The 22,928-nt window shown below is 67.5% G+C and carries 24 protein-coding genes; 14 read left to right on the top strand and 10 right to left on the bottom strand.

Translation table 11 applies throughout. The features are described 5' to 3' along the window. Positions 1–17: 17 nt before the first annotated feature. The 3 genes from ACFWPH_RS04375 to ACFWPH_RS04365 all read left to right on the top strand — a co-directional run bounded on the left by ACFWPH_RS04375 (position 18) and on the right by ACFWPH_RS04365 (position 1,321). Positions 18–401 carry a hypothetical protein gene (locus tag ACFWPH_RS04375; protein ID WP_378748041.1) on the top strand — a complete coding sequence of 128 codons (384 nt, stop codon included), beginning with the start codon at positions 18–20 and terminating at the stop codon, positions 399–401. 203 nt (positions 402–604) lie between these two features. Then, positions 605–991, top strand: a complete 387-nt coding sequence (locus tag ACFWPH_RS04370) for a YidH family protein (protein ID WP_378748040.1) — start codon at positions 605–607, stop codon at positions 989–991. Positions 992–1,000: 9 nt separating this feature from the next. Further along, positions 1,001–1,321 (top strand): DUF202 domain-containing protein, encoded by a 321-nt coding sequence (locus tag ACFWPH_RS04365; protein WP_378748039.1) that lies wholly within the window; start codon positions 1,001–1,003, stop codon positions 1,319–1,321. Between the two features lie 214 nt (positions 1,322–1,535). Here the strand turns inward: ACFWPH_RS04365 and ACFWPH_RS04360 are convergent, their stop codons facing one another. Both ACFWPH_RS04360 and ACFWPH_RS04355 read right to left on the bottom strand, forming a co-directional pair. Then, the gene (locus tag ACFWPH_RS04360; RefSeq protein ID WP_378748038.1) at positions 1,536–2,045 is read right to left on the bottom strand and encodes a M23 family metallopeptidase; all 510 of its coding nucleotides are present in this window, start codon (positions 2,043–2,045) and stop codon (positions 1,536–1,538) included. Between the two features lie 46 nt (positions 2,046–2,091). Beyond that, complete coding sequence (locus ACFWPH_RS04355; RefSeq protein ID WP_378748037.1) at positions 2,092–2,568, bottom strand: hypothetical protein; 477 nt, start codon at positions 2,566–2,568, stop codon at positions 2,092–2,094. 1,423 nt (positions 2,569–3,991) lie between these two features. Between ACFWPH_RS04355 and rpsB the strand changes: the two genes are divergently transcribed. The 5 genes from rpsB (at position 3,992) to ACFWPH_RS04330 (ending at position 8,771) form a co-directional block, all read left to right on the top strand. Further along, on the top strand, positions 3,992–4,825 hold the full coding sequence (gene rpsB / locus ACFWPH_RS04350) for a 30S ribosomal protein S2 (RefSeq protein ID WP_062974544.1): 834 nt from the start codon (positions 3,992–3,994) through the stop codon (positions 4,823–4,825). Between the two features lie 148 nt (positions 4,826–4,973). After that, positions 4,974–5,798 carry a translation elongation factor Ts gene (gene tsf / locus ACFWPH_RS04345; RefSeq protein WP_378748036.1) on the top strand — a complete coding sequence of 275 codons (825 nt, stop codon included), beginning with the start codon at positions 4,974–4,976 and terminating at the stop codon, positions 5,796–5,798. 259 nt (positions 5,799–6,057) lie between these two features. Beyond that, positions 6,058–6,786 carry a UMP kinase gene (gene pyrH / locus ACFWPH_RS04340; protein ID WP_280413700.1) on the top strand — a complete coding sequence of 243 codons (729 nt, stop codon included), beginning with the start codon at positions 6,058–6,060 and terminating at the stop codon, positions 6,784–6,786. Positions 6,787–6,836: 50 nt separating this feature from the next. Next, complete coding sequence (gene frr / locus ACFWPH_RS04335) at positions 6,837–7,394, top strand: ribosome recycling factor (protein WP_033241387.1); 558 nt, start codon at positions 6,837–6,839, stop codon at positions 7,392–7,394. 390 nt (positions 7,395–7,784) lie between these two features. Further along, positions 7,785–8,771 carry a phosphatidate cytidylyltransferase gene (locus tag ACFWPH_RS04330; RefSeq protein ID WP_378748034.1) on the top strand — a complete coding sequence of 329 codons (987 nt, stop codon included), beginning with the start codon at positions 7,785–7,787 and terminating at the stop codon, positions 8,769–8,771. A gap of 15 nt (positions 8,772–8,786) precedes the next feature. On the opposite strand, the gene ACFWPH_RS04325 is transcribed toward ACFWPH_RS04330, so the two are convergent. Beyond that, a complete protein-coding gene (locus ACFWPH_RS04325) occupies positions 8,787–9,179 on the bottom strand; it encodes a lipopolysaccharide assembly LapA domain-containing protein (protein ID WP_378748033.1) in 393 nt (130 codons plus the stop codon). Positions 9,180–9,360: 181 nt separating this feature from the next. Between ACFWPH_RS04325 and rlmN the strand changes: the two genes are divergently transcribed. Continuing rightward, positions 9,361–10,470 carry a 23S rRNA (adenine(2503)-C(2))-methyltransferase RlmN gene (gene rlmN / locus ACFWPH_RS04320; protein WP_378748031.1) on the top strand — a complete coding sequence of 370 codons (1,110 nt, stop codon included), beginning with the start codon at positions 9,361–9,363 and terminating at the stop codon, positions 10,468–10,470. A 211-nt stretch (positions 10,471–10,681) separates the two neighbouring features. Beyond that, positions 10,682–11,896, top strand: coding sequence for an L-2-hydroxyglutarate oxidase (gene lhgO / locus ACFWPH_RS04315; RefSeq protein WP_378748030.1), 1,215 nt, complete (start codon positions 10,682–10,684; stop codon positions 11,894–11,896). Between the two features lie 133 nt (positions 11,897–12,029). On the opposite strand, the gene ACFWPH_RS04310 is transcribed toward lhgO, so the two are convergent. The 3 genes from ACFWPH_RS04310 to dxr all read right to left on the bottom strand — a co-directional run bounded on the left by ACFWPH_RS04310 (position 12,030) and on the right by dxr (position 15,285). Beyond that, positions 12,030–12,779 (bottom strand): AAA family ATPase, encoded by a 750-nt coding sequence (locus ACFWPH_RS04310; RefSeq protein WP_378748029.1) that lies wholly within the window; start codon positions 12,777–12,779, stop codon positions 12,030–12,032. Between the two features lie 38 nt (positions 12,780–12,817). Beyond that, positions 12,818–14,020, bottom strand: a complete 1,203-nt coding sequence (locus tag ACFWPH_RS04305) for a M50 family metallopeptidase (RefSeq protein WP_378748028.1) — start codon at positions 14,018–14,020, stop codon at positions 12,818–12,820. Positions 14,021–14,145: 125 nt separating this feature from the next. Further along, positions 14,146–15,285, bottom strand: a complete 1,140-nt coding sequence (gene dxr, locus ACFWPH_RS04300; RefSeq protein ID WP_378748026.1) for a 1-deoxy-D-xylulose-5-phosphate reductoisomerase — start codon at positions 15,283–15,285, stop codon at positions 14,146–14,148. Positions 15,286–15,380: 95 nt separating this feature from the next. On the opposite strand from dxr, the gene ACFWPH_RS04295 reads away from it, so the two are divergent. The 4 genes from ACFWPH_RS04295 to ACFWPH_RS04280 all read left to right on the top strand — a co-directional run bounded on the left by ACFWPH_RS04295 (position 15,381) and on the right by ACFWPH_RS04280 (position 19,833). Beyond that, the gene (locus tag ACFWPH_RS04295; protein ID WP_378748025.1) at positions 15,381–15,644 is read left to right on the top strand and encodes a DUF2631 domain-containing protein; all 264 of its coding nucleotides are present in this window, start codon (positions 15,381–15,383) and stop codon (positions 15,642–15,644) included. Positions 15,645–15,813: 169 nt separating this feature from the next. Next, a complete protein-coding gene (gene ispG / locus ACFWPH_RS04290) occupies positions 15,814–16,971 on the top strand; it encodes a flavodoxin-dependent (E)-4-hydroxy-3-methylbut-2-enyl-diphosphate synthase (RefSeq protein ID WP_062974525.1) in 1,158 nt (385 codons plus the stop codon). A 124-nt stretch (positions 16,972–17,095) separates the two neighbouring features. Continuing rightward, complete coding sequence (locus ACFWPH_RS04285; protein ID WP_378748023.1) at positions 17,096–17,959, top strand: GNAT family N-acetyltransferase; 864 nt, start codon at positions 17,096–17,098, stop codon at positions 17,957–17,959. Positions 17,960–18,045: 86 nt separating this feature from the next. Continuing rightward, the gene (locus tag ACFWPH_RS04280) at positions 18,046–19,833 is read left to right on the top strand and encodes a penicillin-binding transpeptidase domain-containing protein (protein ID WP_378748022.1); all 1,788 of its coding nucleotides are present in this window, start codon (positions 18,046–18,048) and stop codon (positions 19,831–19,833) included. Between the two features lie 19 nt (positions 19,834–19,852). Here ACFWPH_RS04280 and ACFWPH_RS04275 read toward each other — a convergent pair whose 3' ends face one another. The 4 genes from ACFWPH_RS04275 to ACFWPH_RS04260 all read right to left on the bottom strand — a co-directional run bounded on the left by ACFWPH_RS04275 (position 19,853) and on the right by ACFWPH_RS04260 (position 22,858). Then, entirely contained in the window at positions 19,853–20,065 is a 213-nt protein-coding gene (locus ACFWPH_RS04275; protein WP_280419078.1) for a hypothetical protein, read from the bottom strand. Positions 20,066–20,279: 214 nt separating this feature from the next. Continuing rightward, positions 20,280–20,777, bottom strand: coding sequence for a peroxynitrite isomerase (locus ACFWPH_RS04270; protein ID WP_033241398.1), 498 nt, complete (start codon positions 20,775–20,777; stop codon positions 20,280–20,282). An 84-nt stretch (positions 20,778–20,861) separates the two neighbouring features. Further along, on the bottom strand, positions 20,862–21,389 hold the full coding sequence (locus ACFWPH_RS04265; RefSeq protein WP_280424096.1) for a hypothetical protein: 528 nt from the start codon (positions 21,387–21,389) through the stop codon (positions 20,862–20,864). 80 nt (positions 21,390–21,469) lie between these two features. Continuing rightward, positions 21,470–22,858 (bottom strand): APC family permease, encoded by a 1,389-nt coding sequence (locus ACFWPH_RS04260; RefSeq protein ID WP_378748021.1) that lies wholly within the window; start codon positions 22,856–22,858, stop codon positions 21,470–21,472. Positions 22,859–22,928 lie beyond the last annotated feature (70 nt).

Genomic DNA, 22,928 nt, shown 5'->3' with positions numbered 1-22,928 from the left:
GCGTCCCACCCCATAGGTTGACGACCTGGCCGACCTGGCTGACCTGGCTGACTCGGTCGACCTGGCTGATCTGGTTGATCTGGTTGATCTGGTTGATCTGGCTGACCTGGCCGATCTGGTTGACCTGGCTGACTCGGTCGACCTGGCTGACCTGGTCGACCTGGTTGATCTGGCTGATCTGGCTGACCTGGTTGATCTGGCTGACCTGGCCGACCCGGTTGACCTGGCTGACCTGGCCGACGCGGCTGGCTTGGCTGACCCGGCCGAAGCAGAGTGTGTCCGGTGTGCCGAGTCCGGCACCGCAGGCCGGACCGGCCCTCCGGGCGGATCGGGACCGGACCGGGGATGGTTGCGAACTGCGGAATCGGGGGCGGTCCTCCCTGTATCCGCCCGAACACTGACCCGCATCCTTACCGGTTCGGAGCCGGAACAAGCCGGTGAACGAGTCTTCCGCGCTCCGTGCCCAGCTCGACATGCCGGAAGCGGAGTGTGTACGTGGACTCGTGGACAGCGCGGCGTTTACGCTGTCCAGCGGATCCGTTCAGCAGTGTCCGAAGGCGGATCGGGAGGTGAGCGTGCAGACCGCTACCAGTGCGGATACCCGATGAGCCCGGTACCGGACGTGGCCGGGGAACCGGGCGCCGATGCGACACCGGAACCGGTTGTGGCTCCGATCGATTACCGGTTCACCCTCGCCAACGAGCGCACCTTCCTGTCGTGGATTCGCACGGCACTCGGGTTGCTCGCCGGTGGTGTCGCCGTGCACACCGTGGTGGTGGAGCAGTGGCCGTCGGATTTCCGTTCCGCGCTGGCGGTGAGCTGCCTGTTGCTGTCGCTGGTGGTGGCCGTCGGTGCTTTCCTGCACTGGCGGCGCATCCGGTCGGCCATGGATGAGGGCCGGCCTCTGCCCGGTACGGTGCTCGTCCCGGTACTTTCCGCGGGTACCGCGTTCGTGGCGGTACTCGCCTGCGTGGCAGTTCTGCTGCACTGAGGTGTGCCGATGCCCGATTCCACCGAAATCCGATTGGCCGCGGAACGTACCGCGCTGTCGTGGCGGCGAACATGCCTGGGCACGGTGGCTGTCGCGCTGCTGCTGCTCCGCGCGGTGCTGCAGGCCGGCTGGGATACGGCCGCGCTGGCGCCCGGTATCGCCGGTCTGGTCCTGCTCGTCGTCGCCGGTTTGGGTTACCGCCGTAATCTCCGGTTGCACCGAGGTGCCGGCGGCACGGGCTCGACGACCATCCGGTGGACGACCGCGGCGGTGGTCGTCGCCGCAGTCGTCACCGTCGGGTTCACCCTGACCACACCGGTCGCCGTCTAGCGAATTCGGTGGACGGCCCGGACCCCGCACCGCATGGCTTCCGAGCGCGACCTTGTTGCCATCGGCAACACGAAGCCGTCGATACCGGTGATCTCGATCTCGGAACCTGAGCGCCGAAATCCGGGCGGGCCGGAACCAGGTCGAGCGAGCAGGGCGGAGCCGAAGTCGCGCGCAAAGATCTCGCCGAGGCAGGCTGTGCACTTTCTGCGCCGGGTTACCGGCCTGGATGCACCGGTTTCAAACGGATAGGAGACAGGCGCAGCAGGCCGAGCGGGTCCAGATACTCCCGCTTGGCCCGGCCGCTCTGCTCGCGGCGGACGCCCCAGTGCAGACAAGCGGTCGCACATCCCGCATGTCCCGCCTCCAGGACACCGATTGCGGTATCGCGGGTGACCCGTCTGCCTACCGTGACCTTCGCCGTCACCGGCTCATAGGTCGTCCGCAGATCCCCTTCGTGGCGTATCGATACCACCGGCTTACCGGCCACTTCGCCGGCGAAGACCACCACTCCCGGGCCGGCCGCGTAAACCGTCTGTCCCTGCGTTCCGGCGAGATCGACACCGCGATGCCCGGGCAGCCAGTCCTGCTCCGGTGGGTCGAAGGCTCGTTCGACGGCGGGCCGTGGCCGCAACGGCCAGGTGAACGGCTTGTCCGGGCCTGCTGCGGCCGGACCGGCGGCGGCCAGCGCCATCAGCAGAACCAACAGCCCGGAGACAGAGCCCATACCGGGCCGGGCGTACCCCCTCCATACGCCCGGCCCGGCGGCGCTCCTATTTCCGGCCATTCGGGCACGGACAGGGCGGAGCGATCTTCGGTGCGAGCCGGATCAGTGTGCGCAGCAATTCACCCAACGCCGGAACGACCGTGCAGGCCGACCCGGAGGCAGAACCGGCCGCCAACTCGGCGGAACCGGACCAGGGCGATTCGGAGCCGGACCCGGAAGCCGATCCCGATCCGCCGCATGCGGCGACCGCAGCCGGTGTGGTGGGGCCTTCGCCGGTTCCCGTCGAGTCGCGACCCTCCGCGGTATCCCCGGTAGACGACTGCGCGGCCACCACCGGCCCGCCGGAATAGGCGGCGGCTGTGGCACCCGGACCCAGCGGGAACGCGACGAGCACCGTAGTGAACGCGGCACCGAGCAGTACATCCCACCGCCGGTGCCCCACCTCGGAACGCCGGTGCCGGGCCCGCACAGAAACCGAACGGGTGACCAGCTTGTTGCCGCCCACGGTGATGACCCTGGTCACCGGGCTCCGCCCTCCGGCGACAGCCCCTGCCACGCTTCGGTACCGGAACAATCGGCTCCGCGTGCCGGTGTGATCTTCCGGGACAGCACGCCGGATCGGGTTCCGGACCGGTGCGCGCCGGAATCGCCGACCGGGGGCGAACCGTGACGGTATCCCCATGGGCAGCGGTGAGTCATCGGGCGATGCCGTGGGAGACCGGCGTCCCGGATCCGCACGTTGCGATACGAACGTGTCGAGCAGAACCGGGACAGGCTCGCGGTCCGCGGGAGGGAAGGCGCCGTGGGCCATCCGGCGTTCGTATCGCCGGGCACGCCGTTCGATATCGCCGAGCCCCGCGGCGCCCGCGTCCGAACTCCCGGGCCGGCTCACCTGCGTCACGGCGCGCCGGCCGGTCGCGGCGGCCGTCGGGACCGCGCTCCGGCCCGGACGATTCCGGCCGGCCACCGTGGCATCGCTCGCGGCGCGAGCGGATCGTCCGGCGTGCGCAGATCGGGGTGCAGGCATACCTCGGTGGTATGCACCGTCGCGGGCCGGGACGAAACGACGAACCGCGGGGCGCGCCGTGGTGCTCGTCCCGGCCCCATATGCCCGCCGCTCCGGCTCGTTACCCGTCGTATCGGCGGCCGAGAGCGCCGGTGCGGCGACGATCCGGTCGGCGCCTGTCTTCCGGTGGTTGTCGGCACACCACAGGAGGCGTGCGAATCGTGGGCCGCGGTGGGTCGCCGGGAGACGGCGGGCGTGTTCGCGGATCTCGGGGAGTACGGCGGCGGTGCGGAGGTGCGCGGTGTGGCCGGGCACACCGGTGCGGCGCCGCAGCATTCCACCCCCTCGGGTACCCGGTGCGGGCGGCTCGTGCGATCTTCGCGGCCATGGTGGCAACGGTTCGCCGTCTTGTGCGGCGCGTGCGGAAATCGGCCGATCACGTAGTGCGATATAGGGCCAGCTGCGCGGCGCGGGCGGGAGTCCGGCCGGCGCAGGAGTGATGCGGTCGGCGGTGTCGTGACGGCTCATATGCTCAGCGTGCCCGCGGCGGATACCGGTCGGAACCCGCAATTCCGGCACCTGTGGATAACCCGCCCCTGTGAACAAACTATGTTTCAAAAGACCCGGCCGCAGCTCGCCGGAGGTACCCGTGCGACCGGCCGATTTCCGATTCTCGCAGCGCACGCCGTAAACTGGCCGAGCGGTCTGTGTTCGCAGTTTTCTGTGTGGCACCGACCGACTTCGCGCACCACCGTGCTTGTTCATCACGGCGCTGCCCACCACGTGCTCCTCGGGAGCCGACGGTCGGCGGCGCGATTCCGGAACAGGGGACGTCTCGGCTGGTCCCGATCCATGATCGGGTCCGAGTGTTCTGTGGTGCCAGGGCAGCAGGCCGCCGGCTTGCTGCGACAACCGGCAACGAAAGAGAGATACGAGAGCAATGGCTGTCGTAACCATGAAGCAGCTGCTCGACAGCGGCGCGCATTTCGGGCACCAGACCCGTCGCTGGAACCCGAAGATGAAGCGGTTCATCTTCACCGACCGCAACGGCATCTACATCATCGATCTCCAGCAGACGCTGACCTACATCGATAAGGCCTACGAATTCGTCAAGGAGACCGTCGCCCACGGCGGCACCGTCCTGTTCGTCGGCACCAAGAAGCAGGCCCAGGAGTCCATTGCGGCCGAGGCCACGCGGGTCGGTATGCCGTACGTGAACCAGCGCTGGCTGGGCGGCATGCTCACCAACTTCTCCACCGTGCACAAGCGTCTGCAGCGCCTCAAGGAACTCGAGGCCATGGAGCAGACCGGCGGTTTCGAGGGTCGCACCAAGAAGGAAATCCTCATGCTCACGCGTGAGATGAACAAGCTGGACCGCACCCTCGGCGGTATCCGCGATATGCAGAAGGTGCCCTCGGCCATCTGGGTCGTCGACACCAACAAGGAGCACATCGCCGTCGGCGAGGCCCGCAAACTGAACATCCCGGTCATCGCGATCCTGGACACCAACTGCGATCCCGACCTCGTCGACTACCCGATCCCGGGTAACGACGATGCGATCCGTTCCGCCGCGCTGCTCACCAAGGTCGTCGCCTCCGCGGTGGCCGAGGGTGTGCAGGCCCGGGCCGGCCGCTCCGGCGGCGACGACAAGCCCGAGGCCGGTGCGGAGCCGCTGCCGGAGTGGGAGCAGGAGCTGCTGGCGCAGGCCGCGCCCGGCGCCGAGACCCCGGCGGAGGCCCCTGCGGCGCCCGCGGAGACTCCGGCCGAGGCCTGAGTCGTCACCCCGTGTTCGGCCGGCGCTCACCGGCTACTGCTGAGATGAGCGCCGCCGAACCCGAATTTCCACAGCGGTGGTCACGGCTGTACGAGCCCGTGGCCACCGCTGACCGGTACCTGACTTTCTCGAAGGAGGCTCGCCCCCGATGGCGAACTACACCGCCGCTGACGTGAAGCGGCTGCGGGAGCTCACCGGCTCCGGAATGATGGACTGCAAGAACGCGCTGGTCGAAACCGACGGTGATTTCGACAAGGCCGTGGAATTGCTGCGCATCAAGGGCGCCAAGGATGTCGGCAAACGGGCCGAGCGCACCACCGCCGAGGGCCTGGTCATCGCCAAGGACGGCGTTATGGTCGAGATCAACTCCGAAACCGACTTCGTGGCCAAGAACGCGGAGTTCCAGGAGCTGGCCGATAAGATCATCGCCGCCGCCGCGGCCGCCGAACCGGCCGATGTGGATGCCCTGAAGGCCGTGGCCCTGGACGGCTCGACCGTCGACGAGGCGCTGCAGGCGCTGGCCGCCAAGATCGGCGAGAAGCTGGAACTGCGTCGCGTCGTCTCCCTGGACGGCCCGGTCGCCACCTACCTGCACAAGCGGGCGTCGGATCTGCCGCCGGCCGTCGGCGTGCTCGTCGAATACACCGGTTCCGGCGACGCCGCCGCGGAGGCCGCCCGCGGCGCCGCCATGCAGGTCGCCGCGCTCAAGGCCAAGTACGTCACCCGCGAGGAGGTCCCCGCCGATCTCGTCGAGAACGAGCGCCGGATCGCGGAGCAGACCGCCCGCGAAGAAGGTAAGCCCGAGGCCGCGCTGCCCAAGATCACCGAGGGGCGCGTGAACGGCTTCTTCAAGGACGTCGTGCTGCTCGAGCAGCCGTCGGTCACCGATAACAAGAAGACCGTGAAGGCTCTGCTGGACGAGGCCGGTGTCACCGTCACCCGGTTCGCCCGCTTCGAGGTCGGCCAGGCCTGATCCGTTTCGCACGAACCCCCGTCGCATACCCTGCGGCGGGGGTTCGCTGCTGAGCGGGCACTTTCCGGCCTCGCCCGCCCCGTCGTACGCCCGCCCGGCGGCGTAGGGCAGGATAGAGGCCGCCCTGTGTTGGCCTATGCCACGTAGCCACGCGCCGCGCCCGGGCCAGTCGGAAGCGGGCGGCACCGGTTCCCCGGCGGCCCCGCACCATGAACACTATCTACCGAGCACCGCCGATCGCCGAAGGAGACGCCAGCCGATGACGCACCCCGGGACCGACCGCCCAGGATATCGCCGGGTACTGCTGAAACTGGGCGGTGAAATGTTCGGCGGCGGCACGGTGGGGCTGGATCCCGATATGGTGCAGACCGTCGCGGAGCAGATCGCCGAGGTCGTTTCCACCGGGGTGCAGGTGGCGGTGGTGATCGGCGGCGGGAACTTCTTCCGCGGCGCCGAACTCGAGGAGCGCGGTCTCGAACGCGCGCGCTCGGATTACATGGGCATGCTCGGCACGGTCATGAACAGTCTGGCGCTGCAGGATTTCCTGCAGAAGCAGGGAATCGACACCAGGGTGCAGACCGCCATCACGATGGGACAGGTCGCCGAACCCTATCTGCCGTTGCGCGCCAAGCGACATCTCGAGAAGGGGCGCGTGGTGATCTTCGGCGCCGGGATGGGGATGCCCTACTTCTCGACCGACACCACCGCCGCCCAGCGGGCGCTGGAGATCGGCGCCGAGGTGGTGCTGATGGCCAAGGCCGTCGACGGAGTGTTCGACGCCGATCCGCGGCTGGATCCGGACGCCAGCATGTTCCACGAGATCACGCACAAGGAAGCCATCGAACGCGACCTGAAGGTCGCCGATTCGACGGCGTTCAGTTTGTGCATGGACAACCAGATGCCGATGCTGGTGTTCAATTTGTTGACCAAGGGCAATATTGCCAGGGCGGTGGCCGGTGAGAAGATCGGCACATTGGTTCGATCCTGATACCGCGGGCCCGCGGGTCATGACGATGACGACGCAGTGGAGGAACGGTCGTGATTGAAGAAGCGCTCTTCGACGCCGAGGAGAAGATGGAGAAGGCTGTCTCGGTGGCGAAGGACGATCTAGGCGGCATCCGGACCGGGCGCGCGAACCCGGGGATGTTCTCCCGGATCGTGGTCGACTACTACGGATCGCCGACCCCGATCACCCAGATGTCGAGTATCACCGTTCCGGAGCCGCGGATGGTGGTGGTGAAACCGTACGAGCAGGCACAGCTCGGGCCGATCGAAACCGCGATCCGCAATTCCGATCTGGGCGTGAACCCGACCAACAACGGCGATATCCTGCGGATCTCGATCCCGCAGCTCACCGAGGAGCGGCGCCGCGAATTGGTCAAACAGGCCAAGCAGAAGGGCGAGGACGCCAAGGTCTCGATCCGCAATGTGCGTCGTAAGGCCATGGACGAACTGGGCCGGATCCAGAAGGACGGCGAGGCCGGTGAGGACGAGGTCGGCCGGGCCGAGAAAGAACTGGACAAGACCACCGCCAGATATGTCGGTCAGATCGACGAACTGGTGAAACACAAGGAATCCGAACTGCTCGAGGTCTGATCCGGCGTTCACCGGTGTATCCGTCGCCGCGGCGGTGGTGTAGTTTGCGCAGGCGTATCGCGTGACGTGGGCCGCGTACTGTCCGTATTCGGCACGAGCGGTGGGTGCCGTGCCGAAGCAGTGCCGTATCGGCGCCGCCACGGCGGGCCGACGGTCCGGGGATTGACGCACAATGAGAAGAGCGGAGCGGCGACGCACGCTTCGGGTGGGAACGAACGGAACGACGACGAGTTGAGCGACGGGACAATCGTGGCCGAGAAAGCCGCCGCGACCGGTGCGGCCCGACCGCAGCCGCCGGCCGCGGGCATATCCGAATCGACACCGGCGCCCGCCGGTGCGTCCGCAGGCGCCTCGGCGGCCGCTACGCCTTCAGGTGTCGTGCCTACTGATATGCCTACGGGTGCTGTGCCCCCCGGTACGGCTACCGGCGGCGCGTCCCCGGCTGCGCCCGGTAGTTCCGGGGCGCGCGGTTCAGCGTCGGACGCTGCGGCGGCCGAGGCTGCGCCTGCCGGACCAGGGGCCGCAAGCAATACCGCCGCGGACGCGGCCCCGCGGCGTTCCCGCGCGGGGCGCAACCTTCCGGCGGCGCTCGCCGTCGGCCTGACGCTCGGGATCTCGTGTATCGCGGTCCTGCTTTTCGTCCCCAAGGTCTTCATCGGCGTCGCGGGCGTCGCGGTCGGTATCGCCACCTGGGAGGTGGCCAAACGACTCCGCGAGGCGGATGTGCTGGTACCGCGCACGCCGCTGATCGCCGGTGGTCAAGCTGTCTTCTGGCTGGGCTGGCCGTTCGGGGCCGGTGGCGTGGTCGGCGCCTTCGCGGCGACTGTCCTGGTTTGTATGGTGTGGCGGCTGTTCGACCACGGCCTGAACACGGCGCCGCGCAATTTCCTGCGCGATACCGCGATCACGGTGTTCACGCTGGCGTGGATTCCGCTGCTGGCCTCGTTCGCGGTCCTGCTGCTTCTGGAGGATCCCGACGGCAACCTGCGGGTGCTGACCTTCATGATCCTGGTGGTGTGCTCCGATGTGGGCGGTTATGTGGCGGGCGTGCTGTTCGGCCGCCACCCCATGGTGCCCTCGATCAGTCCCAAGAAATCCTGGGAGGGATTCTGCGGGTCGCTGGTGTTCGCGATCATCGGCGGTCTGCTCACCGTGACACTACTGCTGGAAGCCAACTCGATGATCGGGGTGGTGCTCGGGGTGGGCCTGGTGGTCGTCGCGACCCTCGGCGATCTGATCGAATCGCAGATCAAACGCGAATTGGGCATCAAGGATATGGGCACGATGCTGCCCGGCCACGGCGGCATCATGGACCGGCTCGATTCCATGTTGCCGTCGGCCTTCGTGTCCTGGCTGGTGCTCAGCACCCTGCTCTGAGGCCTCGCCGGCCGGTCACTCCTTGTGCACCGCCCGGCGTAACTGCATGATGCGCACACCGCCCACCAGCGCCATGACCAGGGCGCCCGCGATCACCGACAGCAGTATTGTCACGCCCAGGGGCAGCGAGAAGTTCCAGAAGAGCATTTCGACATCCGCACTCTCCGAGTTCTGGATGATGAAGATCAGCAGGACGATGCCGAGGATCGCCGCGATGATCAACGCGATCCAGGCGTTGCCCACACGGGAACTGCCCGCATTCTTGCGTCGGCGGGCCTTGTCGGTTGCCTTCCGGCCGGTGGAGGTGGGTGCGGGTTTACCGCGCACGGGTTCGCCGGCCGGTCCGCCCGGAGGTCGCGCGCCCGGCACCGCACCGGGTTCGGGGATTCGGTCATCAGAGGTCGCCATATGTCGATGATTGCCGACAGCTATCGCCGGCGCATGGATTTCCGGTCGGCCCGTCTGCCGCGCCGTATTGCGCCGGCCGGCGTCCGGCGGCGACACCAGGTACATCCCGACCGTTGCCCATCGGCCTCCGGGGGCGGCTTGTCGCTGGTCACATCGAGCGAGATGCGACACTGGTAGGACTATGACCGCCCCCTTGCCCTTGGTTTTCGATGCACCCCGCCGCGGGATGCCGCCCCGCCACCTCGCCGACCTCGACGCCGAGGGGCGCCGCGCCGCGATGGCGGAACTGGGTCTGCCGAAGTTCCGGGCCGACCAGATCGCCCGCCAGTACTACGGCCGCCTCCAAGCCGACCCCGCCGCGATGACCGATCTACCCGCCGCTGTGCGGGACACGATCGCCGGTGCGCTCTTCCCGCCGCTGCTGACCCCGGTCCGGCATATCGCCTGCGATTCCGGGGAGACCCGGAAAACGCTGTGGCGCGCCGGTGACGGCACCTTGCTGGAGAGCGTGCTCATGCGCTACCCGGACCGCGCCACCCTGTGTATTTCCAGCCAGGCCGGGTGCGGTATGGCCTGTCCGTTCTGTGCTACGGGGCAGGGCGGGCTGGACCGCAACCTGTCCACCGCCGAAATCGTCGACCAGGTCCGCGCCGCCGCGGCCGACCTGCGCGACGGCGCAGTATCAGGCGGGGCCGGGCGCCTGTCCAATATCGTGTTCATGGGGATGGGGGAGCCGCTGGCGAACTACAAGCGGGTGGTGAACGCCGTCCGGCGGATCACCTCGCCCGCGCCGGACGGCCTCGGGATCTCGCAGCGCAACGTGGTGGTCTCCACCGTGGGTCTGGCCCCGGCGATCCGCAAACTCGCCGACGAGGGCCTCTCGGTGACGCTGGCCGTCTCCCTGCACACCCCCGACGACGAACTCCGCGACACCCTCGTCCCGGTGAACAACCGCTGGCCGGTGGCGGAGGTCCTCGCCGCGGCCCGCTACTACGCCGACAAGACGGGCCGCCGCATCTCGGTGGAATACGCGCTGATCCGCGATATCAACGATCACCCCTGGCGGGCGGATATGCTCGGCGCGAAACTGCACAAGGCGCTCGGGTCGCGCGTGCATGTGAACGTCATCCCGCTCAACCCGACACCGGGCAGCAAATGGGATGCCAGCCCGAAACCGGTCGAACGCGAGTTCGTGCGCCGGGTCGAGGCGCAGGGCGTTCCGTGCACGGTGCGCGATACCCGCGGCCAGGAAATCGCCGCCGCCTGCGGGCAGCTGGCCGCAGAGGGCTGAGTATTTCTGTCGTCTCCGGCGGCGAGGCAGAATAGGCTGCGGACTCTGTTTCGCCGTCGGCCCGGACCATGTCTGAAAGGGTACCCGGATGAGCCGCCCGGACTCGGCGCAGTTGCTGGACGATCCCGTTCGAGGCGACGATTCCCTTCGTGGCTCTGGAACAGCGCTGAGCCCATCGAACCGATAGTTCACGCGTAACAGGAGCGAGAGTTTGGCCGACCGGGTGATTGTCGTGGTGGGGGCCGGGATCGTGGGTCTGGCGGTGGCCCGGGAAATCGGTCGCCGGCGGCCTGGGGCCCGGGTTGTGGTGCTGGAGAAGGAAGACCGGGTGGCTGTGCACCAGACCGGTCACAACTCGGGGGTGGTGCATGCCGGGATCTACTACCAGCCGGGGAGTCTGAAGGCTGTGCTGTGTGCGCGAGGCCGGGCGATGCTGCGCGACTACTGTGCCGAGCGGGAGTTGCCGTACGAGGAATGCGGCAAGCTCGTCATCGCAGTGGACGACGAAGAAATGGCTCGCCTGGATGCCCTCGAGGCGCGGGCGGGACATAATGCGGTGCCCGGGCTGCGCCGTGTCGATGCCGCCGGTATTCGAGATATCGAACCGTTCGCGGAGGGTATCGCGGCGCTGTATTCACCGCATACCGCGATCACCGATTTTCGCGGCGTGGCCGAGGCTTTCGCGGCAGACATAGTGGCGGCCGGCGGCGAGGTCAGGACTTCCTGCGCGGTGGACCGGATCATCCGGACCGCTTCGGGTGTCGAAATCGCTGTGGGGGAGCAGGTTCTGGCGGCGGACCGGGTTGTTCTCTGCGCCGGATTACAGGCGGATTCGGTGGCCGTTCTGGCCGGTGGCGACGCCGGCCCTCGCATCGTCCCTTTCCGGGGCGAGTACATGGATGTGGTCCCGCAAAAGAGGGAGCTGGTGCGCGGCCTCGTCTATCCGGTTCCGGATCCGCGGTACCCGTTTCTGGGCGTGCATTTCACGCGGCGCGTATCGGGAGCCGTCGAGGTCGGTCCGAACGCGGTCCTGGCCTTTGCGCGGGAGGGGTATCGGCGTACCCGTTTCGTACCCCGCGACATGGCGAAAACCCTGGCCTGGCCGGGGTTCCGGCGGCTGGTTCGGCAGCATTGGCGCACCGGGCTCGGGGAAATGTACGGCTCGGTATCCATCGCCGCGTACATGCGTAAGGCGCAGCGTTACATTCCCGCAATCGGTAGCGCGGATGTGGTGCGTGCGGGAGCAGGTGTTCGCGCCCAGGCCCTCGACGCCGACGGCACTCTGGTCGACGATTTCCGGATCGACCGCCTGGGCCCGGTCACCGCCGTCCGCAACGCGCCGTCCCCGGCGGCGACCTCCTCGCTGGCGATCGCCGAATACGTGGTGGATGTGATCGATGGGAAGGGCGAACACGCACTGAGCTGATATGCGGGGCCGAGCTGGTATGCCACGGCAAGGAAGTGGCATTGCGTTACGGCATGGATCCGGCCGGGGCGGACGCTCGTCGCGTGCTGAACGATCGGGTGGCTGGATCGGAGACCCTCACCGGTGGCCCCGTTCACTGTTCTTCGAGCAGGTACCGCAGGTAGTGCTGCGGCCTGGCGAGGAACTCCCGGGTGACGGCGACCGGAACGGCCTGATCGAAATCAACGGTATCGATGGAACCGTCCTCGTCGAATTGGTAAATCGTCGCGTTCGGGACCGCCAGCAGAATTGGGGAGTGGGTTGCCACCACGAACTGGCAGCCGTCGGATACCAGTTCGGAGATCCGAGCCAGCACGGTCATACAGCCGCGGGCGGACAGCGCGGCTTCGGGTTCGTCCATGAGATACAGGCCGCCGGGAAAGAACCGGTGCCGGATGAGGTCGACGAACGATTCGCCGTGTGAACGGCTGTGTGGTGAGCCACCGATTGCTGTGAGTTGTTCCGGGCCGAGACGTTCGCTTTCGGTGGCCACGTTGTAGAACGATTCGGCGCGCAGGAAGAAGCGGCTGCGGGGTTTGTGGATGCCCCAGCGCAGGACCAGATGCTCACCCAGTTCCGACTCACTGGCGCGGGTGGCGAACCGGTAGTTCTGGCTACCGCCCTCGGGGTTGAGGCCCGCTGCCACCGCGATCGCCTCGAGCAGTGTCGATTTACCGCTACCGTTTTCACCGACCAGGAACGTCACTCCCGGTGGTAGCGACAGTCCGCCGGATCGTGCGAGGTAGCGCACCGCGGGCAGATCGAACGGGTACCCGGTCGCTTCGGCGGTGGGATCGAGCCGGACGGCCTGGAGGTAGTGCCCGGGCCCGGATGCACGCCGCATGCGGCGATGCTAGCCGAGCCGCGAGGCCGAAGCGGCGGTCAGGGGAAGAGGTTGATCGGGTTGATGATGTCGGCGGCCAGGGTGAGCAGCATGTATGCCCCGCCGATCACGACGGCGACGTAGGTGAGCGGCAGCAGTTTCAGGTAGTCGACGGGGGCGCCGGGGGCGAGACCCTTCCAGCCGCGGAAGGTGTTGCGGATCTTCTCGTACAACACCACCGCGATATGGCCGCCGTCGAGCGGCAGCAGCGGCAGGATGTTGAACGCGCCCAGGAAGAAGTTCAGGCTCGCCAGGACGAGGATGAACATATTCCAGTAGCCGCGTTCGGCGGTTTCGCCGCCGATCTTGCTGGCGCCGTACACACTGACCGGGGTATCCGCATCGCGTTCTCCGCCGGTCACCGCGTCCCACAGCGAGGCCACCTTCGCCGGCATCTGGGCCAGCGATTGGAAGGTGCGGATGAACATATCCCCGGTGAATGCCGCCGACGCGGGAATCGCACCGAGAATGTCGTACTGGACCGGTTCGTAGAATTCCTGGCCGACCCCGACCACACCGACTTCCCGGCCCGGGCCACCCTCGCTGGGGTAGCGCATCGTCTGCTCGGGCACGACCTCGATATCCATGGTCTGCCCGCCGCGCTCGAGGGTGTAGGTGAACGGTCCCTCCTGTTGCTGGGTGAGGGTCTGGAATTCTTTCCACGTGTCGACGGGCTCGCCGTCGACCGCGGTCACCACATCGCCGCGTTGCAGGCCCGCGCGCTGGGCAGGGCCCTCGCCGGTGCAGGTGCCGACGGTTCCGTCGGGGTTCTGCGGCGCGACGCAGCTCATATCACCGAGGGCGGTTTCGGGTGGCTGGTTCAGGTTGGGGAGTCCCCAGCCGACCGCCAGCACCACGATGAGGAGGAATCCGAGCAGGAAGTTCATCGCGATTCCGCCGGACATCACGACGAGGCGTTTCCAGGCGGCCTGCCGGTACATGGCGCGCTCGACTTCCTCGGGTTCGAGTTCGTCGAGCGCGGTCATTCCGGCGATATCACAGAAACCGCCGAGCGGCAGCCATTTGACCCCGTATTCGGTTTCCCCGCGCCGGAAGGAGAACATTTTCGGGCCGAAACCGATGTAATACCGGCGGACCTTCATTCCGGTGGCCTGCGCGGTCCACATATGCCCGCATTCGTGCAATGCGATCGAAATCGTGATGCCGAGGGCGAACAGCACGAACCCCAACACGAACAGCATGTGGTTTACAGCCCTCCTGCGGTGCGCAGATCAAATCTCTCGGCCCGCACGGAGACCGGAGCGGCCGCGAGCACGTGTCCACAGTAACCGCCCGCGTGCCGGGCCTCGACCATCTGGGACATGGATTACCGGTGTACCAGTGTGCGGGCGCGGTCACGAGCCCATTCGTCGGCCGCCAGCACCTCGGCGAGTTCGCCCGGTTCGGCGTGCCACTGTCCGGCGTCGCGGACCACCCGGGCCACGGTGCGCACGATATCCGGGAACCGGATCCGCCCGTCGAGAAACGCCTGTACCGCGACCTCGTTGGCCGCGTTGTACACCGCGGTGACGCACCCGCCGGCGGTTCCGGCCTCCCGGGCGAGTTCCACCGCCGGGAACACCGCATCGTCGACGGGTTCGAACGTCCAGGTGGCGGCCGTACCGAAATCGCACGGGGTGGCCGCGCCGGGGACCCGGTCCGGCCAGCCCAGCGCCAGCGCGATGGGCAGCTTCATATCCGGCGGGCTGGCCTGGGCCAGCGTGGACCCGTCGGTGAAGGTGACCATGGAATGCACGATCGACTGCGGGTGCACGGTGACCTGGATGCGGTCGTAGGGGATCCCGAACAGTAGATGCGTTTCGATCAACTCCAGGCCCTTGTTCACCAGCGAGGCCGAGTTCAACGTGTTCATCGGGCCCATCGACCAGGTGGGGTGGGTTTTCGCCTCGGCGGGGTTCACGCCGTCCAGCATTTCGGTGGTCCAGCCCCGGAACGGGCCACCGGAGGCGGTGAGGACCAGTGTGGCGACTTCCTCGGCGCGCCCGCCGCGCAGGCACTGGGCCAGCGCGGAATGTTCCGAATCGACCGGCACGATCTGGCCGGGCCGGGCCGCCCGGGTGACCAGTGAGCCGCCGGCCACCAGCGATTCCTTGTTCGCCAGCGCCAGGGTGGCCCCCGATTCCAGCGCCGCGAGGGTGGGTTCCAGGCCGAGCGAACCGACGAGCGCGTTGAGTACGACATCGGCCTCGGTGTTGCGGACGAGTTCGGTTGCCGCAGTCGCGCCGGCGAACGGCACCCCCAGCCGGGCCGCGGCTGCCGGGTCGGCAACGGCCACGTTGGTGGTGCCGGTGGCGGCCATCTGCGCGGCCAGCAGTTCGGTGTTCCCGCCGCCCGCGGCCAGGCCGACGATTTCGAATCTGCCGGGGTTGGCGGCGATCACCTCGAGCGCCTGGGTGCCGATGGAACCGGTGCTGCCGAGCAGGAGAACTCTGCGGAGATCTGACACCCGCCCATTGTCACCGACCCCGCCCCTACTGGCTACGACGGGCGGTCGTATGCCACGATAAAGGGCAGTATCCGTTCTCTCGAGGAGGAGCGATCGTGGCCGCCACGGACGTCGAACTCACCACTGACCAGCACGTCACCAAGGTGGACCCTGCTGAGGTTCCGTCGGCGGCATTCGGTTGGAGCGGCGAATCGCGCACAACCTTCCGGGTGGCCGCGGTGGTCGTGATCATCGCGCTGCTCGGCATGCTGATCGGCAATCACTCCGGCCAGGTCGAGAACCTGTACCTGATCGGATTCGCGGCCGCGATGGCCGGGATTCTCATCTACGACGTGATCTATCGCCGCAAACCGCGCTGAACTGCGGTTTCGCCTATGGCACCGACTGTGCCGGGTGTCGCCCGGGTGACATCCCGGTGACGCCGCGGTGCCGGTTGCCGGTGTAGTCCATGTCTCGGCGGCGCGCCCCCGCGGCGGGACTACACTCGGCACCGACCGGCCGGACCAGGACGAAAGTAGGCAGCCGAAAGTGACCAGCACAGTCGGATTGGGGATGCCGACCGCACCGGTGGCGGTGCTCGCGCCGCGGCGCAAGACCCGTCAGCTCATGGTGGGTGGTGTCGGTGTGGGCAGTGACCACCCGATCTCCGTGCAGTCGATGACGACGACCAAAACGCACGATGTGAACGCGACCCTGCAGCAGATCGCCGAACTCACGGCATCGGGCTGCGATATCGTGCGGGTGGCGTGCCCGCGGCAGGAAGACGCCGACGCACTGCCCATCATCGCGAAGAAATCCCAGATACCGGTGATCGCCGATATCCATTTCCAGCCGCGCTATATCTTCGCCGCCATCGACGCCGGGTGCGCGGCGGTGCGGGTGAACCCGGGCAACATCAAGGAATTCGACGGTCGCGTGAAAGAGGTCGCCAAGGCGGCCGGAGACGCGGGTATCCCGATCCGGATCGGTGTGAACGCCGGATCCCTCGACAAACGGATGATGGACAAATACGGCAAGGCCACTCCGGAGGCGCTGGTGGAGTCGGCGCTGTGGGAAGCGGGCCTGTTCGAGGAGTACGGGTTCGGCGATATCAAGATCTCGGTCAAACACAACGATCCCGTGGTGATGGTCGAGGCCTACCGGCAGCTGGCCGCGCAGAGCGACTATCCGCTGCATCTCGGCGTCACCGAGGCCGGCCCGGCCTTCCAGGGCACCGTGAAATCCGCTGTCGCGTTCGGTGCGCTGCTGAGCGAAGGGATCGGCGATACCATCCGGGTCTCGCTGTCCGCGCCGCCGGCCGAAGAGGTCAAGGTCGGCGGGCAGATCCTGCAATCGCTGAACCTGCGCCCCCGCAAACTGGAGATCGTGTCGTGCCCGTCCTGCGGGCGTGCGCAGGTCGACGTGTACACCCTGGCCAACGAGGTCACCGCCGGGCTCGACGGGCTGGAGGTACCGCTGCGGGTCGCGGTCATGGGCTGTGTGGTCAACGGTCCCGGCGAGGCCCGGGAAGCCGACCTGGGCGTGGCCTCGGGGAACGGTAAGGGTCAGATCTTCGTCAAGGGTGAGGTCATCAAGACCGTGCCCGAGGCGCAGATCGTGGAAACCCTCATCGAGGAAGCCATGCGGATCGCCGAGGAGATGGGTGCGGACGCCGGCACCGGTGAACCGGTCGTCAGCGTGGGCTGATCGGCCCGCGTTCTCGGCTCGCGGCTCCCGCGAGCCGAGAGGTGCTGCCTCGGTGGCACCCCCGCGGTACACGCTTTCGGGATATCCGTATCGTCTGGCCGCACTTCATGGCAGGCTGTACTAGGTGCGGAGTCTGCTGGAGCCGGCCCGGCGCGCGAAATACGTTCCCGCGCGTCAGCTCGCCGAGCGGGACCTGGGACAGGTGCTCAGGGTGCTCGACGAGGACCCGGTGGCGGCCTGTATGGTCGCCGCCCGGCTACAGGAATACGGTCTGGACAACCGGTACGGTCAGGGCGAATTGTGGAGCCACGGCGGGCCGGCCGAATCGCTGTGTTTCTCCGGCGTCAACCTGATCCCGTTGCGGGGTGACCGCGCGGCCCTGCGCGCCTTCGCCGACCGCGCGCTGCGCTGGCCCCGGATGTGTTCTTCGGTGGTAGGCCGCCGGGAACTCGCGCTACCCCTGTGGGAGATGCTCGGCGATCACTGGGGCCCGGAGCGGGAGCTGCGTGCCGACCAGCCGCTGCTGGCCCTCACGGGCACCGCGCTCGCGGCCACCGACCCGGAGGTCCGGCAGGTGCGTCCCGACGAGCTGAACCGTTATCTGGCGGCCGCCATCGCCATGTTCATCGAAGAGGTGGGGGTGGATCCGCGGGCCGGTGACGGCGGCCGCGGTTACCGGCGCCGGGTGGCCGGACTGATCGAGGCCGGCCGGGCCTGGGCCCGGTTCATCGACGGCGAGGTCGCCTACAAGGCCGAGGTGGGGGCGATGTCCCGGCGTACCGGGCAGATCCAGGGTGTGTGGGTCCACCCGGAACACCGCGGGCGAGGGCTGGGCACCACAGGAACGGCGGCGGTCGCGAATGCGGTGGTCGCCACCGGGCGGACGGCGAGCCTGTACGTCAACGACTACAACGAGATCGCCCGGCGGGCCTACCGGGCGGTCGGGTTCCGGCAGATCGCGACCTTCGCCACGGTACTGCTGGACTGAGCCGGCCCGGTCCGACCCGACCGAGTCCGGCAGGATGCGGTGCGCCGCAAGTGAACAGCGGGCCGGGGTCGCTACGATCGGGCGCGATGACGATCCGTCCGGTACTCGTATTCGCGGTCGCGGTGCTCGCTTTCGCCACGACCGCCTGCCTCGGGGGGTCCTCGGGACCGATCACCGCGGCCGACGGTTTCCTGGAGGCCTTCGCGGCCCACGACCTCGACGAAGCCGCCGCGCGCACGACCCGCCCCGAGAAAGCCGGGCCCGCACTCGTCTCCGTCTGGGAGGAACTGGGTGCCGAGGAGCTGCATGCCCGGTCCGGCGCGGCCCGGATCTCCGGTGATACCGCCACCGTCGACTACACCTACGAATGGCGGCTGGCCGGTGGGCGCAACTGGTCCTATACCGGGCAGCTGCCGCTGGTGCGCAGCGGTGGCGGCTGGGCGGTGCGGTGGAGTGGTTCTGCCCTGCATCCCCGGCTGGGCGATACCCAGACCATGGCATTGTCGGTGCGCCAGGCGCCGGGTGCCCGGGTGAACGAGCAGTCCGGTAGTGATGTGCTGATACCGGGCACGGTTTCGCGGGTGACCTTCGATGCCGCCGAAAGCGCCGAACCGCGGCAGGTGGCGGCGGCGGTCTCGCGGGCGCTGATCGATATCGACGAGCGGCTGACTCCGCAGCGCATCCTGGATTCCGCCCGCGCCGCAGACGGCGTCTACACGGTGATCGTGCTGAACGACACCGAGTTCGCCCGCGCCGGGCCGCAGCTCATCGGTCTGCCCGGGGTACGGGTCACCCAGGAGTGGGATCTGACCCCGGCCGACCGGAAGTTCGCTCCCGATCTGATGGCGCAGGTCCGGCAGGCCGTGATTGACGATGTGCACGGCCGGGCCGGCTGGCGCGTGGTCGCCCGGAACGAGGGCGGTGCGGAAACCGGCGTACTGCACGAGGTGGCGGCGCAGCCGGTGCCGTCCTTCACTCTGAGCGTGGACCGGCAGGTACAGAACGCCGCGCAGCGGGCGGTCGACGGGCGCCGGGAACAAACCATGATGGTGGTGATCGAACCGTCCACCGGTGGCATCCTCGCCGTCGCGCAGAACGCTGCCGCCGACCGGGACGGCCCGGTGGCGACCATCGGCCAGTATCCGCCCGGGTCGGTGTTCAAAACGGTGACCGCCGCCGCCGCTATTTCCGGCGGCCTGGCCACGCCGGATACCGTCGTCGCGTGCCCGAGCGCAATCACGATCGGCGAGCGCCTGATTCCGAACTACAACGGTTTCACGGTCGGGAACGTCGCGTTGTCGACCGCCTATGCGCGTTCCTGTAATACGTCGTTCGCGAAATTGGCCAGCCAATTGCCGCCCGCCGCGCTTTCGGAGGCGGCGGCCACTTTCGGAATCGGCCCGGATTACGTGATTCCCGGTTTGCCGACCTATTCCGGTTCGGTACCCGTTTCCGAAGACCGCACACAGCGCACCGAGGACGGAATCGGGCAGGGCCGGGTTGTTGTCAGTCCCTTCGGTATGGCAATGCTGGCCGCGGCGATTGCCCACGGCAGCGCGCCGACCCCGTATCTGATAGCCGGTCGCGAGACTGTCGTCGACGGGCCGCGACCGGTACCGGATCCGGCGGTCGTGCGTGGCCTGCGGACGATGATGCGGGAGGTGGTCCTGACCGGAACCGCCAACCGGATCGCCGACCAGGGTGCGGTGTTCGGCAAAACCGGTGAAGCGGAGGTGGCCGGCGGTTCACATTCCTGGTTCGTCGGCTACCGGGGCGATCTCGCATTCGCGACGCTGCTGGTCAAGGGTGGTAGTTCCGATAACGCCGTCGGGGTGACCCGCGATATGCTGACGGCTCTCCCCGACGGCTACTGACTATGTGGCCGTGGCCCGATCACGGGCCGGTGGCGACGGTGCCGGTGCCGGTTGCGTAGCGGTGACCGGTATCGGTATCGACGGGATCGCTGACCCGTGCGGGCGCGACAACCGATACGGCCCGGTCGGAGACCGGGGCCGACGCGGCGGTATCGGTGCCGAGGATTTCGACCACCCCGGTGCCGCCGAGAATCAGTCCGGCGGTGATGAGAGCAACGGTGGAACGCTTCATATCCGGCTCCCTCCGATTCAGAGGTTCGACTGCTGGCGAGTTCGGATGGCACCTGTGCGACCGAGCCCCGCGCGAGAGTTTTCTGAAGGTTTGCTGCTCAGGTCAACCTAAGCCGGGATCACGCATCGAGACAAGATGGAAAGCTGCGGAAAATCGGCGATGGGCAAATCGTGACCCGCGCCCGGAAATTCGTGACGTTTTCGTTACGCCCGATTCAGATCTTCTGCAAACTCGCGGCGAGATGATCCTGTAGAGGGAGACCCACGGCGCCCATCTGCAAGGTGTAGTCGATAACCCCGCCGTGCATATGAATGGTCCGGCTGAGTGCGGTCACCGTTTTGGCGGTACTGCTCAGGCCGATCGCGGTGGACTCGAGCTCCAGGCGGATCTCCGCGTCGGCGAGGGTGAGTTTGCCCTCGCAGATCTCGGTGATCCCGGTGGGGTGGGACAGGATGAGTTCTACCCGGTCCGGGCCTGGGCAGCGCAGGTAGCCGGTCTCCACATGCAAGGGGCGGTTGTCGTCGGCATGCCGGGTGCGCTGCCGGTAGGTCAGGAAGGGGCGGCCGAGATGACCGAAGGTGATCTCTTCCAGATAACCGAACGGCTCGATGGTGGGATAGTCACCCTGCCCGGCGCCGCGCCAGGTCCCGAGGAGGCCGGCCAGCGGCGCGATAGCGGGATGCGGGGCGGCGGGTGTCTGCGGTTCGGCCACGGCGCACAAGAATAGACCCTCACCGGCCGATCGGATACATCCGATCCGCTCCTCCGCGTGCCGCCGGGACGTTTCCGGTGGCAGTTACTTGTTCTTGCGGCGGCCGAAGGGCCAGAACGAGCGGGTGCGGCGCCTCGGCAGGGCCGCGTAGACCATGGTCATCTCGGCGAAAACACCGGCCTCCCGTTCCCGGTCGTCGCCGAAATCGTCGCGGCCCAGGATCTGGGTGATCGACCCCGGTGCGATGGTTGCCAGCGCGTCCAGCAAAGCCGGGTTGAGGGCGCCGATCGAGATCCGGGTGATATCGGCGTCCTCGGAGCCCGGACCGCCGTGACCGAGCAGCATATGGCCGATGGCATGCAGCACGATATGGTCGGCGTTGCGGCCGGATGCCGAAGCGTCGTAGACGATGATGTCGTCGTGTTTACGCGCGATCCACAGCCCGTTGCCGTTGCACCCCAGTTCGGCCAGCGCCGAGCGATGTGCCGGCTGCAATGAGATCGGCCGCTTGCGATACGCGGCCACTTCGGCGAGGTAGGTGTTGAGATCCCACGGGCTGGGGAGGGGCACCGACCCAGCCGCATCGCCGAATCTGGCGTCCATGCTTGTCATCGGCGAATACGTTACCGATCGCACGCGCGCTCGTCACTTCAGCGTTTTCCGGCCTCCGCCGCCTCGTCCGTCGGCCGAGGTTACCGGATATCGACCTCGGGCCCCAGGGGTTTCACGTTGTGCGGTTTGTTCCACAACGCCGTCAGCGCCCACAGCACCACACCCACCGCGAGCAGAATCCCGGCGATCACGTACTGCTGAGGATTGCGATCGGTGAACGGGGTGGCCAGATAGGCGCAGCACACCGCGCCGAGCACCGGTAGCGGTGTCGGGGTGCGGAAATGCTCGTGGCCGACCAGGTCGCGGCGCAGCACCAGGACCGCGACATTGACGATGGTGAAGACCACGAGCAACAGCAGTGCGGTGGTGCCGCCGAGTTCGGGTACCTCGCCGACGAACAACAGCAGCCCGAGCGCCACCAGGGTGGTGAAGATGATCGCGATATACGGGGTACGGCGGGTCGGATGCACCCGGCCCAGCGAGCGGGGTACGACCTTGTGCCTGGCCATACCGTAGAGCAAGCGGCTGGCCATCAGCATGTTGATGAGCGCCGAATTGGCGACCGCGAACATGGTGATGAACGCGAAGATCTGGGTGGGGAATCCGGGGGCACCGATCTCCACCACCTGCAGCAGCGGCGTATCGCCTTCGGAGAGTTTGTCCGGCGGTACGAGGGCCACCGCGGTGATCGACACCACGACGTAGATGGCTCCGGTGATCAACAGGCCGGTGAGCAGGATCTTGGGAAAGATCCGGCTCGGCTCCTTGGTCTCCTCGGCCATATTCACCGAATCCTCGAACCCGACCATGGCGTAGAAGGCCAGGGTCGTCGCGGCGATCACCCCACCGAACGCGGAACGGTCACCGGTGTCGAATTCGACGATCCGCCCGAAGTCGCCGTTGCCGAAACCCAGCGCCCACAGTCCGATACAGATCACGATCAGTAGCCCCGAGAGTTCCACACAGGTGAGTAGAACGTTCGCCTTCACGCTCTCGCCGACCCCGCGCAGGTTGATCGCCGCGATCAGAGCCATGAAGGCGAGCGCGATGAGAGTGAGGACCAGACCGTTCGCGCCGTCGAACTCGAAGGCCTCGGCGAAATTCGCGGCGAATGCCTTGGCCGCGGTGGCGGCCGAGGTGATACCCGAACTCATCACGGCGAAGGTCACCATGAAGGTGAGGAAATGGATGCCGAACGCCTTGTGCGTATACAGCGCGGCGCCCGCGGCCTGCGGATACTTGGTGACCAGTTCCAGGTAGCTGAATCCGGTGATCATGGCGACCCCGAAGGCGACCAGGAACGGTACCCAGACCGCGCCGCCGACCTCGCCGGCGACACGGCCGGTCAGGGCGTAGATACCGGTGCCGAGAATATCGCCCACGATGAACAGCAACAGCAGCCACGGGCCGATGACACGCTTCAGTTCGGGCTGCTGCTCCGGATCGGTCCGGGCGGTGACGTCTGACAAGGTCGCCTCGCTCCCGCAGTGACCGGTAGGCACCGGTGATCGGACAGATGCGCCTTGTATACCCGTTCAC

Source organism: Nocardia sp. NPDC058499 (genome assembly GCF_042719915.1).
GTDB lineage: Bacteria > Actinomycetota > Actinomycetes > Mycobacteriales > Mycobacteriaceae > Nocardia.
Note: the sequence above shows the minus strand (reverse complement) of the source record. Positions and strands in the feature narration are given on the sequence as shown.